The sequence below is a fragment of the Pilosibacter sp. NGB245 genome, assembly GCF_057397225.1.
In genome coordinates, this window is record NZ_CM171584.1 from 1,171,697 (window position 1) to 1,184,921 (window position 13,225).

At 49.6% G+C, this 13,225-nt stretch carries 14 protein-coding genes and 3 pseudogenes; 15 read left to right on the forward strand and 2 right to left on the reverse strand.

The genetic code is table 11. The annotated features are described in order from the left end of the window. The first annotated feature begins 55 nt into the window (after positions 1–55). From ACXMYH_RS05215 to ACXMYH_RS05285, 15 genes and pseudogenes are all read left to right on the forward strand, one after another. Positions 56–214: a transposon-encoded TnpW family protein gene (locus tag ACXMYH_RS05215; protein ID WP_006428300.1), complete on the forward strand. Its 159-nt coding sequence runs from the start codon at positions 56–58 to the stop codon at positions 212–214. A gap of 41 nt (positions 215–255) precedes the next feature. Beyond that, positions 256–1,116: pseudogene (locus ACXMYH_RS05220) on the forward strand (VirD4-like conjugal transfer protein, CD1115 family); the annotation flags it as partial. Positions 1,117–1,259: 143 nt separating this feature from the next. Next, a pseudogene (locus tag ACXMYH_RS05225) lies at positions 1,260–1,388 on the forward strand (Maff2 family mobile element protein); the annotation flags it as partial. 652 nt (positions 1,389–2,040) lie between these two features. Next, positions 2,041–3,960 (forward strand): tetracycline resistance ribosomal protection protein Tet(W), encoded by a 1,920-nt coding sequence (tet(W), locus tag ACXMYH_RS05230; protein WP_002586627.1) that lies wholly within the window; start codon positions 2,041–2,043, stop codon positions 3,958–3,960. A gap of 50 nt (positions 3,961–4,010) precedes the next feature. Beyond that, on the forward strand, positions 4,011–4,778 hold the full coding sequence (locus tag ACXMYH_RS05235; protein ID WP_002586626.1) for a class I SAM-dependent methyltransferase: 768 nt from the start codon (positions 4,011–4,013) through the stop codon (positions 4,776–4,778). A gap of 171 nt (positions 4,779–4,949) precedes the next feature. Further along, positions 4,950–5,372 carry a sigma-70 RNA polymerase sigma factor region 4 domain-containing protein gene (locus ACXMYH_RS05240; protein ID WP_002586616.1) on the forward strand — a complete coding sequence of 141 codons (423 nt, stop codon included), beginning with the start codon at positions 4,950–4,952 and terminating at the stop codon, positions 5,370–5,372. Beyond that, positions 5,365–5,577, forward strand: a complete 213-nt coding sequence (locus ACXMYH_RS05245) for a helix-turn-helix domain-containing protein (protein ID WP_002586615.1) — start codon at positions 5,365–5,367, stop codon at positions 5,575–5,577. The genes ACXMYH_RS05240 and ACXMYH_RS05245 overlap by 8 nt, the downstream gene beginning before the upstream one ends. Positions 5,578–6,167: 590 nt before the next feature. Next, positions 6,168–6,566, forward strand: a complete 399-nt coding sequence (locus tag ACXMYH_RS05250) for a plasmid mobilization protein (RefSeq protein WP_002569238.1) — start codon at positions 6,168–6,170, stop codon at positions 6,564–6,566. Continuing rightward, positions 6,538–8,160 (forward strand): relaxase/mobilization nuclease domain-containing protein, encoded by a 1,623-nt coding sequence (locus tag ACXMYH_RS05255; protein ID WP_002569237.1) that lies wholly within the window; start codon positions 6,538–6,540, stop codon positions 8,158–8,160. Before ACXMYH_RS05250 ends, ACXMYH_RS05255 begins: the two co-directional genes overlap by 29 nt. 185 nt (positions 8,161–8,345) lie before the next feature. Beyond that, positions 8,346–8,558, forward strand: a complete 213-nt coding sequence (locus ACXMYH_RS05260; protein WP_002569236.1) for a hypothetical protein — start codon at positions 8,346–8,348, stop codon at positions 8,556–8,558. Next, positions 8,548–9,297: a phage replisome organizer N-terminal domain-containing protein gene (locus ACXMYH_RS05265; protein WP_002569235.1), complete on the forward strand. Its 750-nt coding sequence runs from the start codon at positions 8,548–8,550 to the stop codon at positions 9,295–9,297. The genes ACXMYH_RS05260 and ACXMYH_RS05265 overlap by 11 nt, the downstream gene beginning before the upstream one ends. Beyond that, entirely contained in the window at positions 9,294–10,148 is an 855-nt protein-coding gene (locus ACXMYH_RS05270; protein ID WP_002569234.1) for an ATP-binding protein, read from the forward strand. The genes ACXMYH_RS05265 and ACXMYH_RS05270 overlap by 4 nt, the downstream gene beginning before the upstream one ends. Continuing rightward, positions 10,145–10,333 (forward strand): transposon-encoded TnpW family protein, encoded by a 189-nt coding sequence (locus ACXMYH_RS05275; RefSeq protein ID WP_002569233.1) that lies wholly within the window; start codon positions 10,145–10,147, stop codon positions 10,331–10,333. The genes ACXMYH_RS05270 and ACXMYH_RS05275 overlap by 4 nt, the downstream gene beginning before the upstream one ends. 111 nt (positions 10,334–10,444) lie before the next feature. After that, positions 10,445–10,546, forward strand: a pseudogene (locus tag ACXMYH_RS05280) (recombinase family protein); the annotation flags it as partial. Between the two features lie 139 nt (positions 10,547–10,685). Then, on the forward strand, positions 10,686–11,057 hold the full coding sequence (locus ACXMYH_RS05285; RefSeq protein WP_008394440.1) for a TnpV protein: 372 nt from the start codon (positions 10,686–10,688) through the stop codon (positions 11,055–11,057). 225 nt (positions 11,058–11,282) lie between these two features. Here the strand turns inward: ACXMYH_RS05285 and ACXMYH_RS05290 are convergent, their stop codons facing one another. Next, entirely contained in the window at positions 11,283–12,311 is a 1,029-nt protein-coding gene (locus ACXMYH_RS05290) for a virulence RhuM family protein (protein ID WP_486555636.1), read from the reverse strand. Next, a complete protein-coding gene (locus ACXMYH_RS05295) occupies positions 12,304–13,224 on the reverse strand; it encodes a hypothetical protein (RefSeq protein ID WP_486555637.1) in 921 nt (306 codons plus the stop codon). The genes ACXMYH_RS05290 and ACXMYH_RS05295 overlap by 8 nt, the downstream gene beginning before the upstream one ends. Position 13,225 lies beyond the last annotated feature (1 nt).

Genomic DNA, 13,225 nt, shown 5'->3' on the forward strand with positions numbered 1-13,225 from the left:
CACCGCCCGATGATGAACAGTCACCGGGCATTTTTCATTTACAGGAGGATTTTGAATGAACAATACCGCAACCAACACCGCCACTTGCCCGACTGTCAGAAAGCAGATCGGAAAGACAACCTATATCGTCCGTGTGCATTTCAGCCAGACCGCAAAAGAGACGATGGAGGACAAAATCAAGCGTCTGCTCCGTGAGGAAGTCCGCAAAATGTAACTTCTTTTTGAATTTGATGAAAAAGTCCTTGACTTTTCGTCTCTGGAAAGACAGCGAAATCAATCCTGATTAGCTGCGGTGCGAGGTTAGCACCATTTGATATTAAGGAGCTGCGTGACCTTATGGAATATGACGAGCTGGAGCTTGATACTCTGGGAGAGGAAAAGACAGCATTATTCGTTATTATTTCCGATACCGATGCCACATTTAATTTTGTGGTATCAATCATGTATTCACAGCTCTTTAACCTGCTTTGTGATAAAGCAGATGATGTTTATAACGGAAGGCTCCCGGTTCATGTGCGTATGCTCCTTGATGAGTTTGCGAACATCGGGCAGATTCCACAGTTTGAGAAGCTGATTGCTACAATCCGTAGCCGTGAAATATCAGCTTCTATTATTTTGCAGTCAAAATCCCAGCTCAAGGCGATTTATAAGGACAATGCAGACACTATAGAGGGCAACTGTGATACCACCTTATTCCTTGGAGGAAAGGAAAAGACCACGTTAAAAGAGTTGGCGGAAGTATTGGGTAAAGAAACGATTGACCTTTATAATACATCGGATACAAGAGGTACGAGCCAGTCCTACGGTCTGAATTATCAAAAGACCGGAAAAGAGCTGATGAGTCAGGATGAGATAGCGGTCATGGATGGTGGAAAATGTATCATGCAGCTTAGGGGCGTGAGACCTTTTTTCTCAGATAAGTTTGATATAACGAAGCACAAGCGGTACAAAGAGCTGTCCGATTATGACCCGAAAAATGCTTTTGACATTGAGGATTATGTGAAGCATCTGCATCGCATGAAAGTCAGACCGGATACGGAGGTAGATGATGCCTTTGATTGCGGAGAAGTTGGGGGCGATACAACTGAAACGGCAGCTTTTGGACAGGATGTCTAAAAGTGCAGAACCGAAAACTGAATATGGAACCATTAACCTCTGGACATTGTGTCCAGAAGCAAAAGAGTTTTGACTTGTATTTTATTACATCTCAAAACTCTTTCTTTATGTAAAAAATTAGAGAAAGAACGAGGTAGATTAAAATGTCATTTTTTACAACAGCAGTAACAGGATTAAAGACGGTAGTAACCGCGATCGGAGCAGGTGTAGGTGTTTGGGGAGTTATCAATCTCCTGGAGGGATATGGTAATGATAATCCCGGTGCAAATGCTCATGTACGGTAAGGAAGCAAGCAACCGAAAACAAGAGATAGACCGCCAGCACTACACTATTCCGAACCAAAGACCAAAAGATAAGCATTGTGGGAAAATCTAAACTTTTGGATTTTCCTACAATGCCAACTACGGCGGAATCCCTCCCACTCCTTATATCTTTCTGTATACATTGAATTTGTATTTAGTAAAATGCAGACAACACCACGGATCGGCTTTTGGTTGGACAATTCCAACCAAACACCACAGCAGACAGCAGAAAACATTCTGAACGCTAGGAAGCCGGTATGATTGTTACATATAAGGGGAAGAAAAATTTCTTTTAGGTACTTGCTTTCCTAAAACTGATGTGATACAATGATTTAATCCAGAAAAGGAGTAAAAAATATGCGGCAAGGTATTCTTAAATAAAACTATAATCAAATAGTGGGAACAAAGGATTATGATAGCTCCTTTTGTAGGGGCTTAGTTTTTTGTACCCAATTTAAGAATACTTTTGCCTTATCAATTTTGACATATCCCCAAAAACAGCAATCACAAACAGGTGTATGCTGTATATGTGTATGTCCGCAACTTATAATCCCCAGTGGTAAAAGTATTTTACTGCTGGGGATTTTTATGCCCTTTGGGGCTGTAAAGGGAGGACAATCACATGAAAATAATCAATATTGGAATTCTTGCCCATGTAGACGCTGGAAAGACGACCTTGACGGAGAGCCTGCTATATGCCAGCGGAGCCATTTCAGAACCGGGGAGCGTCGAAAAAGGGACAACGAGGACGGACACCATGTTTTTGGAGCGGCAGCGTGGGATTACCATTCAAGCGGCAGTCACTTCCTTCCAGTGGCACAGATGTAAAGTTAACATTGTGGATACGCCCGGCCACATGGATTTTTTGGCGGAGGTGTACCGCTCTTTGGCTGTTTTAGATGGGGCCATCTTGGTGATCTCCGCTAAAGATGGCGTGCAGGCCCAGACCCGTATTCTGTTCCATGCCCTGCGGAAAATGAACATTCCCACCGTTATCTTTATCAACAAGATCGACCAGGCTGGCGTTGATTTGCAGAGCGTGGTTCAGTCTGTTCGGGATAAGCTCTCCGCCGATATTATCATCAAGCAGACGGTGTCGCTGTCCCCGGAAATAGTCCTGGAGGAAAATACCGACATAGAAGCATGGGATGCGGTCATCGAAAATAACGATGAATTATTGGAAAAGTATATCGCAGGAGAACCAATCAGCCGGGAAAAACTTGCGCGGGAGGAACAGCAGCGGGTTCAAGACGCCTCCCTGTTCCCAGTCTATCATGGCAGCGCCAAAAATGGCCTTGGCATTCAACCGTTGATGGATGCGGTGACAGGGCTGTTCCAACCGATTGGGGAACAGGGGGGCGCCGCCCTATGCGGCAGCGTTTTCAAGGTTGAGTACACCGATTGCGGCCAGCGGCGTGTCTATCTACGGTTATACAGCGGAACGCTGCGCCTGCGGGATACGGTGGCCCTGGCCGGGAGAGAAAAGCTGAAAATCACAGAGATGCGTATTCCATCCAAAGGGGAAATTGTTCGGACAGACACCGCTTATCAGGGTGAAATTGTTATCCTTCCCAGCGACAGCGTGAGGTTAAACGATGTATTAGGGGACCAAACCCGGCTCCCTCGTAAAAGGTGGCGCGAGGACCCCCTCCCCATGCTGCGGACGACGATTGCGCCGAAAACGGCAGCGCAAAGAGAACGGCTGCTGGACGCTCTTACGCAACTTGCGGATACTGACCCGCTTTTGCGTTGCGAAGTGGATTCCATCACCCATGAGATCATTCTTTCTTTTTTGGGCCGGGTGCAGTTGGAGGTTGTTTCCGCTTTGCTGTCGGAAAAATACAAGCTTGAAACAGTGGTAAAGGAACCCTCCGTCATTTATATGGAGCGGCCGCTCAAAGCAGCCAGCCACACCATCCATATCGAGGTGCCGCCCAACCCGTTTTGGGCATCCATAGGACTGTCTGTTACACCACTCTCGCTTGGCTCCGGTGTACAATACGAGAGCCGGGTTTCGCTGGGATACTTGAACCAGAGTTTTCAAAACGCTGTCAGGGATGGTATCCGTTACGGGCTGGAGCAGGGCTTGTTCGGCTGGAACGTAACGGACTGTAAGATTTGCTTTGAATACGGGCTTTATTACAGTCCGGTCAGCACGCCGGCGGACTTCCGCTCATTGGCCCCGATTGTATTGGAACAGGCATTGAAGGAATCGGGGACGCAGCTGCTGGAACCTTATCTCTCCTTCATCCTCTATGCGCCCCAGGAATACCTTTCCAGGGCTTATCATGATGCACCGAAATACTGTGCCACCATCGAAACGGCCCAGGTAAAAAAGGATGAAGTTGTCTTTACTGGCGAGATTCCCGCCCGCTGTATACAGGCATACCGTACTGATCTGGCCTTTTACACCAACGGGCGGAGCGTATGCCTTACAGAGCTGAAAGGATATCAGGCCGCTGTCGGTCAGCCGGTCATCCAGCCCCGCCGTCCAAACAGCCGCCTGGACAAGGTGCGCCATATGTTTCAGAAGGTAATGTAAAGATACATAATCGTCAAGACGGCAACAATCAGAAGTTATGGAGGGTAACAATGGAATATAGTAAGGAAGATTTAATGGAAGCAAAAAAGCAAATTTGGGGAGTGGGAGAGAACATGGGAACAGAGGAAAGTAAAAAAATCTGGGAGGAGAACGCACAATTTTGGGATAATGCAATGGGTGACGAATCTAATGAATTTCACAGAGAGGTAGTGCGTCCCAAAGTAACGGAACTTCTATCTCCTAATCCTGCGGATTACATTTTGGATATTGCGTGTGGCAATGGAAATTATTCTTCGTATCTTGCACAAAGAGGCGCTTCGGTTGTCGCTTTTGATTACAGCAAAAAAATGATAGAATTGGCTAAAAGACGGCAATCACAATATGCAAAACAAATTGAATTTTGTGTGGCGGATGCGACCGATAGAAAAAGTATATTAGAATTAAAAAGAAATCGAGCCTTTACGAAAGCAGTTTCTAATATGGCAATTATGGATATTACGGATATTGAACCACTTCTTATGGCTGTTTATGAACTGTTGCAGGAAAGCGGAATTTTTGTCTTTGCAACGCAACACCCTTGTTTTGTCACGTTGACTGAAAAATATATGACACCGCACAGTTACTATGATATAGCGATTGAAGGGCAACCGAAAGAGCAGATTTATTATCATCGTTCCATACAAGATATTTTTAACCTTTGTTTTAGAGCTGGATTTGTCATTGATGGATTTTATGAAGAATGTTTTAAAACCAACAAAGAAATTCCTATGGTAATGATAGTAAGGCTTAAGAAGGTAAAACGTGATAGCTTAAAATAAATTCAAGTTTGTCGGGTAAATAGCAAACCCAGCCGAGCCAGTCAACGGTCAAGATGAACGGCGCATATGCGCAGCCGTTGACAGCCCCGCCCGCCTTTGCTGGTAGGCAATCAAGGGGCGACAGCAAGAAGTGCCACCGCCCCGCACTATTATTCAGAAAGGGGAATTTCCATGACCGACCAGATAGCCTATCAAGAATATATCCAGCGCAGGTACAACGCCTTTTGCAAGACTGTTATCCGCTGTGCCGCCTTGGACAAGATTTTGAAGCTTAAACGGCAATGGGAACGGCAAGTTTCCCTTGACTATCTGATGAACGAGAAGTTTGTCCAGTTTGCCGCGTCGGAGCCGGACGAGGAATACCCATTTACCGTCTGCGGTCAGACCGTCCTGCTCTGCAACGCCGCCCTTGCCGACGCGATCTCTGTTTTGCCGGAGCAGACGCGGGAAGAAATCCTGCGCTATTACTTTCTGCGCCAGCCGCAGCGCGTGATCGGCGCGTGTATTGGCCGGTCACGCAGCACAGCGGGGCGGCATATCCAGCTTGCCTTGCAGCGGCTACGCGAAGAAATGGGGGTGAGCCGGTATGAGTAGACTTCTCCCCTATGAAACAATCCTCAAAGCCCGTGAGGGCGACCCAGAAGCCGTGAACGCTGTCCTGCTCCACTACGCCGGATATATCCGCTATTTCTCAAAAGTGAACGGGCAGGTCAACGCCGAGGTGGAGGACTATGTAAAGCAGCGGTTAATTGACTGTCAATTCAAGTTCCGGCTTGACGAACCACCGGACAAGTCATAAAAACTGAATACCAGCCGCCACCGACGCGGCCAGCGAAAGCAGTAAGTCTTGAAAAAGATTTACTGCTTTTTTTGTTGTCCGGCTCCGCTCCCGGCCATTTTGCCCCCTGCCGGTTGTAGTAGTAAGCGAGGAGGGAATTTTTCTGCCCTGGTGTTTGGCATTTGGAGCATTTACCCGTAGTAGAGGGCAAAGAGAAAGGATTTCTCCAACACCGGGTAGAAACCACTGCGTCCGGTGTCATTTTAGCGAAAGCGGGCAGGAATGCCCTTTACAGGATTAGTAGTAGCAGAAAAAGAGAAACAAACTTTTGTGGTTGCAGTTTTCCAAAAAAGTGGCGGACGGAAGTGAGAGAAAGTTTGCAGTCACGGAGAGCAAGATTCTACCGCAGTACCAAAATTCGCTTATCGCTCATTTTGCCCCTGCGGGAATCTTGTTGGGGAGTGCCTTCCCCAAACCCTGCTTATGCGGCTTACGCCGCTGGAAAATCCCTCAAAATAATTTTTCGGATTTTTCAAAAACAGTTCCGCTTTACACCCTGTTTTTCTCCTATTAGTGAGAGGACACCACGCACAGCCGAAGGAGGTTTTACCATGCGAAAACGATATAACACGCCGCACCGCAGCCGGGTAGTCAAGACACGCATGACCGAGGAAGAATACGCCGAGTTTGCGGAAAGGCTTTCTGCTTACAACATGAGCCAAGCCGAGTTTATCCGGCAAGCCATAACCGGGGCAGCCATACGCCCCATCATAACCGTTTCCCCCGTCAATGACGAGTTGCTTGCCGCTGTCGGGAAGCTGACCGCCGAATACGGCAGGATCGGCGGCAACTTAAACCAGATAGCCCGGACGCTGAACGAGTGGCACAGCCCCTACCCGCAGCTTGCCGGGGAGGTACGGGCGGCGGTTTCCGACCTTGCTGCCCTAAAGTTTGAAGTCTTGCAGAAAGTGGGTGACGCTGTTGGCAACATTCAAACATATCAGCTCTAAAAATGCGGACTATGGCGCAGCGGAAGCCTATCTCACATTTGAGCATGACGAGTTTACCATGAAGCCCACCCTTGATGAAAACGGGCGGCTGATACCGAGGGAGGATTACCGCATTTCTTCCCTCAACTGTGGGGGCGAGGATTTCGCTGTTGCCTGTATGCGGGCTAATCTCCGCTATGAGAAAAACCAAAAACGGGAAGATGTGAAAAGCCACCACTATATCATCAGCTTTGACCCACGGGACGGGACAGACAACGGCTTGACCGTAGACCGGGCGCAGGAGCTGGGCGAGCAGTTCTGTAAAGAGCATTTCCCCGGACACCAAGCCTTAGTCTGCACCCACCCGGACGGGCATAACCACAGCGGCAATATCCATGTGCATATCGTCATCAACTCCCTGCGGATTTATGAAGTCCCGCTTCTGCCCTACATGGACAGACCAGCCGACACACGGGAGGGCTGCAAGCACCGCTGCACCAACGCCGCTATGGAATATTTCAAGAGTGAAGTCATGGAGATGTGCCACCGGGAGGGGCTTTACCAAATCGACCTCCTAAGCGGCAGCAAGGAACGGATAACCGAACGGGAATACTGGGCGGCAAAGAAAGGACAGCTTGCCCTTGATAAAGAGAACGCTGTCAGAGAAGCCGCAGGACAGCCGACCAAGCCCACCAAGTTTGAAACGGACAAGGCGAAGCTGCGCCGGACGATACGGCAGGCACTTTCCCAAGCTGGCAGCTTTGACGAATTTTCTTCCCTTTTGCTGCGGGAGGGTGTGACCGTCAAGGAGAGCCGGGGGCGGCTTTCCTACCTCACGCCGGACAGGACAAAGCCTATCACAGCCCGGAAGCTGGGGGACGATTTTGACAAGGCTGCTGTCCTTGTCCTGCTTACGCAGAACGCCCACAGAGCCGCCGAACAGAGCAAAGCCATACTCGAATACCCTGCCGCGGTTAAAAAGCTGTCACAAGGGGAAAAAACCACAAAAACCACCCCGGCAGACAACACCTTGCAGCGCATGGTTGACCGGGAAGCCAAGCGAGCCGAGGGCAAGGGCGTGGGCTATGACCGCTGGGCGGCAAAGCACAACCTAAAGCAAATGGCAGCTACCGTTACCGCCTATCAGCAGTACGGCTTTTCTTCCCCGGAGGAACTGGACGAAGCCTGTTCTGCCGCCTATACCGCCATGCGGGAAAGCCTTACAGAGCTGAAGCAGATGGAAAAGACGCTGAACGGGAAAAAGGAGCTGCAACGGCAGGTGCTTGCCTATTCCAAGACCCGCCCTGTCCGGGACGGGCTGAAACAGCAGAAAAACGCCAAAGCAAAAGCAGCCTACCGTCAGAAGTACGAAAGCGACTTTATCATAGCAGACGCAGCCGCCCGCTATTTCAGGGAAAACGGCATTTCCAAGCTGCCGAGCTATAAAGCCCTGCAAGCAGAGATTGAAACCCTTATCCAAGAGAAAAACAGCGGCTACAACGATTACCGGGCAAAACGGGAGGAATACCGCCGCTTACAGACTGTCAAGGGCAATATCGACCAGATTTTACACCGGGAGCGCAAGCCTGTGAAAAGGCAGGAACAGGAACGATAAAAACCGCCCCAAAATGTACCCGAACCTATACAGAACAAGGGGGCTGCCCCGTACCCTATCCGCAAATACCAAAGGATTTTTTAACGGGCTTATAGGGCAGAAAAAACCCGAAAATGATACCGAGATGATACAGAATTACCGCCGATACCGCCACACCAGCGGAAACGGCAGAAAGGAGCGCACCCATGCCAAGAATGAGCAAGAAACGGCGGCTGGAATGGTCTTTTTTCCTGCGGCAAGTGAAAGTCGGGAATTCCACCTGCGATCGTATCACATACAATGACCTCTGCCGGGGCTGTACCCATAGCTGCAAGCAGAGCTTCCGGGCGGTTATCATACTCTGCCCCCACTACTACTCCAAACGCCGGAAAAAGGAGGACAGGGACAATGGCAGATAACCGCAAGTATTACTACCTCAAGCTGAAAGAGAACTTTTTTGACAGCGACTCCATTGTGCTGCTGGAAGATATGAAAGACGGGATTTTATACTCCAATATCCTCTTGAAGCTGTACTTAAAATCGCTGAAAAACGGCGGGAAATTGCAGCTTGACGAGCATATCCCCTACACAGCGCAGATGATAGCGACACTGACCCGCCACCAGATAGGGACGGTTGAGAGGGCTTTAGAGATTTTCCGGCAGTTGGGGCTTGTGGAGCAGCTTGACAGCGGGGCTTTCTATATGACCGACATTGAGCTGATGATAGGACAGTCCTCTACCGAAGCCGAGCGGAAACGGGCTGCAAGACTGGAAAACAAGGCACTTTTACCGCCCCGGACAAAAGGCGGACATTTGTCCGACATTCGTCCACCAGAGATAGAGATAGAGTTAGAGAAAGAGATAGAGATAGAAAAAGAGAGAGAGGGAGAAACGGGACACCCCGCCCCCGCCGCTTATGGCAGATACAACAATGTGATACTGACCGATACAGAGCTTTCCGGGCTAAAAACAGAGTTGCCCGACAAGTGGGAGTATTATATTGACCGGCTTTCCTGCCATATCGCTTCCACCGGGAAACAGTACCACAGCCATGCAGCCACCATTTACAAGTGGGCGCAGGAGGACGCTGCCAAAGGCAAGGCTGCCCCGAAACAGGGCATACCCGATTATTCATGCAAGGAGGGCGAGAGCTTATGAAAAACGGAATTGAAGCTATGATTACGGACATTACAGCCACTACCGCCGAAGCGGAGGACTACACAGGCGAGGACGGGCTTTTATACTGCGGTAAGTGCCATACGCCCAAAGAAGCCTATTTTGCAGAGGGAAAGACTTGTTTCGGGCGTGACCGCCACCCGGCAGAGTGCGACTGCCAGCGGGCAGCCCGTGAAAAGCAGCAAGCCGCCGAAAGCCGACAGAAGCACCTTGAAAAAGTGGAGGACTTGAAACGCCGGGGCTTTACCGACCCTGCTATGCGGAACTGGACATTTGAGCATGACAACGGCAGAAACCCGCAGACCGAAACCGCCCGCTTTTATGTGGAGAGCTGGGAAACCATGCAGGCTGAAAATATCGGCTACCTGTTTTGGGGCGGCGTGGGGACGGGAAAAAGCTACCTTGCCGCCTGTATCGCCAACGCCCTTATGGAAAAAGAGGTTGCCGTCTGCATGACAAACTTTGCAACGATACTGGGTGACCTTGCCGCCAGCTTTGAGGGCAGGAACGAATATATTTCCCGCCTTTGCAGCTACCCTCTGCTGATACTTGATGATTTCGGTATGGAGCGAGGAACAGAATACGGGCTGGAACAGGTTTACAGCGTGATTGACAGCCGTTACCGAAGCGGCAAGCCGCTGATCGCCACGACCAACCTCACGCTGGAGGAATTGCAGCACCCGCAGGACACGCCCCACGCCCGTATCTATGACAGGCTGACTTCCATGTGCGCCCCCGTCCGCTTCACGGGCAGCAACTTCCGAAAGGAAACCGCACAGGAAAAGCTGGAACGCTTAAAGCAACTGATGAAGCAGCGAAAGGAGAGCCTATGACAGAAACGAAACAGACAAGCACCACCAAAACAGACCGCCGCCCGGACTGTGTGACGGAAATCCGCATGGGCAACTCCGTCCTTACCGTTTCCGGCTTCTTCAAGCAGGGCGCAACCGACACCGCAGCCGACAAGATGATGAAAGTGCTGGAAGCGGAAGCTGCTACACAAAAAACGGCGATTTGACCGACCATAAAGAAGCAGATTTGACGCTTTTGCCGCTATACAGACAGCCGCCCCATGTGGTACAATCAAGGTACGGAATAGTGGGGCTGGCTGTCGGAAACGGAGGATTTTATGTTAAGACAGACCAACCAACAACCAATTACCGCCCTTTACCCAAGACTATCCCATGAGGACGAGCTGCAAGGCGAAAGCAATTCCATTTCCAATCAAGAGTTACTATGTAAAGGGTGGTTTCTCCCACCTAATACATATGACTGCGGCTCATTTGTGGTGAATGGAACAGCAGTTGTAGGAAAGGAGTAGAATAATCCTTATAACCGCTGCAAATCAACACAAAAAGGAGCTAATTCTTATGAAATCTCTATTTGAGGAAATGGGCGGCACTTACCGTCAGGAGGGTGATTATCTTATCCCGAACCTTGCGCTGCCGGACGAACCAGAATACCAGATCGGCAAGTACGGGCGTATGCGCCGTAGCTATCTGAAAGAACATCGTCCGGTTCTCTATGCAAGCCTGCTCACAAGCGGAACGCTGCATCGGCACCTTGCCGAGATCGACCAAGCCTGTAACGAGCGTATGGCAATCATCGTTTCCGATATGGCAAGGCAGGAAGATGTGACCGAAGCGCTCAAAGCCGCCGACCAAATGGAATGGGTGCGCCGCATGAACAACATTCGCAGCCGCGCGGAGGAAATTGTTTTGACCGAGCTTGTATATGAATGACAAATGCCCGTTATTGGCTGCATGGCCGATAACGGGCATTATCTTTATTCTTTTGGTGCTATAAACTTGTATTTGCCCTTTCCAAAGCCGCTGACAGGCTCAATCAAATCCGCATTTTTCAGTTTTGTAATGAGATTCCCTGCGGCAGTAACAGAATCCTTTGCAATCGTACCTTGACTTGCGTTCAACTGGTCAATCGCAACCTCAATCGCAACATTTTCGCCCTCAATCGTAATCCTTCTCCTCAGTGCTGGCTACAAGTCGGTCAAAATCGCTCTGATACTGTCGATCCTGAATGACACGGTATTTCTCAAACTCGCTCTCGGCAAAGGCTTTTGCAATGGCTGCTGTCACTTTTCCTTTATGATGCAGCACTTCTTCCTCGTTAAACTGCAAAAACGCATCCAGCCGTGCGACCCAATCCCGCATATACATGATGTTTCCACGGCGCGCCTGTCGCTCGGCATAATCCAGATACATCGTGACGATTTCGTTCAGGCTTCCCATCTCAGTTTCATCCAGATAGTTTTTCGCTATCACAACATCGGATTTTCGGATTCTGCCGCTCGGTGCATTTTTCCATGTTGTAAGCCCCATATTCGGTTTCGTGCTGTCTGCCCGGTCATAGATGATCTCCGCTGCGGTGTGCTTTGTAATGGCGTAATGCAGTTTGTTTTGTACGGTGGCGAAAAACTCTTTTGTAACAGGACTGTCCACATCATAGTCTGCGCTGCATTGGGAGTATATGTCCGTGATTTTCTGATAAAAGCGCCGTTCACTGGAGCGAATGTCGCGGATGCGTTCCAGCTGTTCTTCAAAATAATCCTTCCCGAAGAAGTTCTGCGGCTCTTTCAGGCGCTCATCGTCCATGACATAGCCCTTGATAATGTACTCCTTCAGGATTCTGTTTGCCCAGATGCGGAACATGGTGGCTTTTTTGGAGTTCACCCGATAGCCGACTGCAATGATCGCGTCCAGATTATAGTACCGCGTGGGATAGTTTTTTCCGTCAGCCGCAGTTGTTTCCAAAACGGAAACAACTGAATCCTCCATCAATTCGCCGGAGGCAAAGATATTCTTCAGGTGCTTTGAGATGGCAGCTTTCTGCACCTCAAACAGCTCCGCCATCTTTGCCTGCGTCAGCCATAAATTTTCCTGATATAGCAGGATTTCAACCTTGACATCGCCGTTGTCGGTTTTATAAAACAAAATTTCTCTTGTTTCATATGGAGTAAGTGCCATATTCTCATCCATTTTCCTCACCGTCCTGTCCCTTATTTTTCCCCCTGCTCTTATAGACATTATACTGATTCTTGCACCGGGCGCTGCAAAATGCGGAATTGGCCCGGCTGCCGAGGAATACCTTCTGGCAGTGCTTGCACAGCCGCAGGGGCTTTGCATCGTCCACCAGCATGAAACTGAACATCATCTGGATGCCCAGCAGCAGCGAATGAAAGTCCCAATAGATGGTCGGTTTCTCCAGCAGTTCGATATGATAGGTAGGCGCAATGCCGCCGAAGGCAGCCATGGCCTTGCGGTAAAGATTTCTTGTATCCTCGTCAATGCTGTCGTAGTCGTTATAGTACAAAACGGAGGTGGTCAGCGTGAACGCCCAATCCTTGAACTGCTGCGCTACCCAGTCATAAGGTTCGGCATACTCCCGCTGGAAGCTCATGTTCTTCGCCATTGGTTCCTCCATGAAGGTCATCGTCAGAGCAATCATCATATTATCCCCGGAAACATTCCAACTGGATTCCACACCCTTTTTCACCACATCCAATTTATCGAAGGGATAGAACAGAGCAAGATAATCCTCTGTCGCCATGCTTTCTTCCTTGATGAAGTGATTCTTCGGCAGATAGACTGCCTCATAGTCCATAAATGACGGCGTGGTGGGCAGTGCCGTCATCAGCCCCAACAGACCGTAGTGGGTCACAAAAGTCAAAATTGCCTTTTCCACCGCATCCTCCGGGCTGCGGTTCATCATCAGCATCCCTACGTTCAGCGCCTCCAACACCATCTCGGAGGATTCCTTCAGCGGGTTATAGACGTCGGGCTTTGCCGCCTTTTCCGGCGTGATATAGCGTTTTCCGTCCTTGCCGGTCTTGATCTCATAGCGGTCATACCGCACCCAATGGGAACGGGACTGCGCAAACAGATTGTTCATG

Bases quoted from the DNA above. Each gene is read 5' to 3' on its own strand.
- ACXMYH_RS05215 (WP_006428300.1), top strand. From the start codon at position 56: ATGAACAATACCGCAACCAACACCGCCACTTGCCCGACTGTCAGAAAG.
- ACXMYH_RS05235 (WP_002586626.1), top strand. From the start codon at position 4,011: ATGGAATATAGTAAGGAAGATTTAATGGAAGCAAAAAAGCAAATTTGG.
- ACXMYH_RS05240 (WP_002586616.1), top strand. From the start codon at position 4,950: ATGACCGACCAGATAGCCTATCAAGAATATATCCAGCGCAGGTACAAC.
- ACXMYH_RS05245 (WP_002586615.1), top strand. From the start codon at position 5,365: ATGAGTAGACTTCTCCCCTATGAAACAATCCTCAAAGCCCGTGAGGGC.
- ACXMYH_RS05250 (WP_002569238.1), top strand. From the start codon at position 6,168: ATGCGAAAACGATATAACACGCCGCACCGCAGCCGGGTAGTCAAGACA.
- ACXMYH_RS05260 (WP_002569236.1), top strand. From the start codon at position 8,346: ATGCCAAGAATGAGCAAGAAACGGCGGCTGGAATGGTCTTTTTTCCTG.
- ACXMYH_RS05265 (WP_002569235.1), top strand. From the start codon at position 8,548: ATGGCAGATAACCGCAAGTATTACTACCTCAAGCTGAAAGAGAACTTT.
- ACXMYH_RS05270 (WP_002569234.1), top strand. From the start codon at position 9,294: ATGAAAAACGGAATTGAAGCTATGATTACGGACATTACAGCCACTACC.
- ACXMYH_RS05275 (WP_002569233.1), top strand. From the start codon at position 10,145: ATGACAGAAACGAAACAGACAAGCACCACCAAAACAGACCGCCGCCCG.
- ACXMYH_RS05285 (WP_008394440.1), top strand. From the start codon at position 10,686: ATGAAATCTCTATTTGAGGAAATGGGCGGCACTTACCGTCAGGAGGGT.
- ACXMYH_RS05290 (WP_486555636.1), bottom strand. From the start codon at position 12,311: ATGGATGAGAATATGGCACTTACTCCATATGAAACAAGAGAAATTTTG.
- ACXMYH_RS05295 (WP_486555637.1), bottom strand. From the start codon at position 13,224: ATGAACAATCTGTTTGCGCAGTCCCGTTCCCATTGGGTGCGGTATGAC.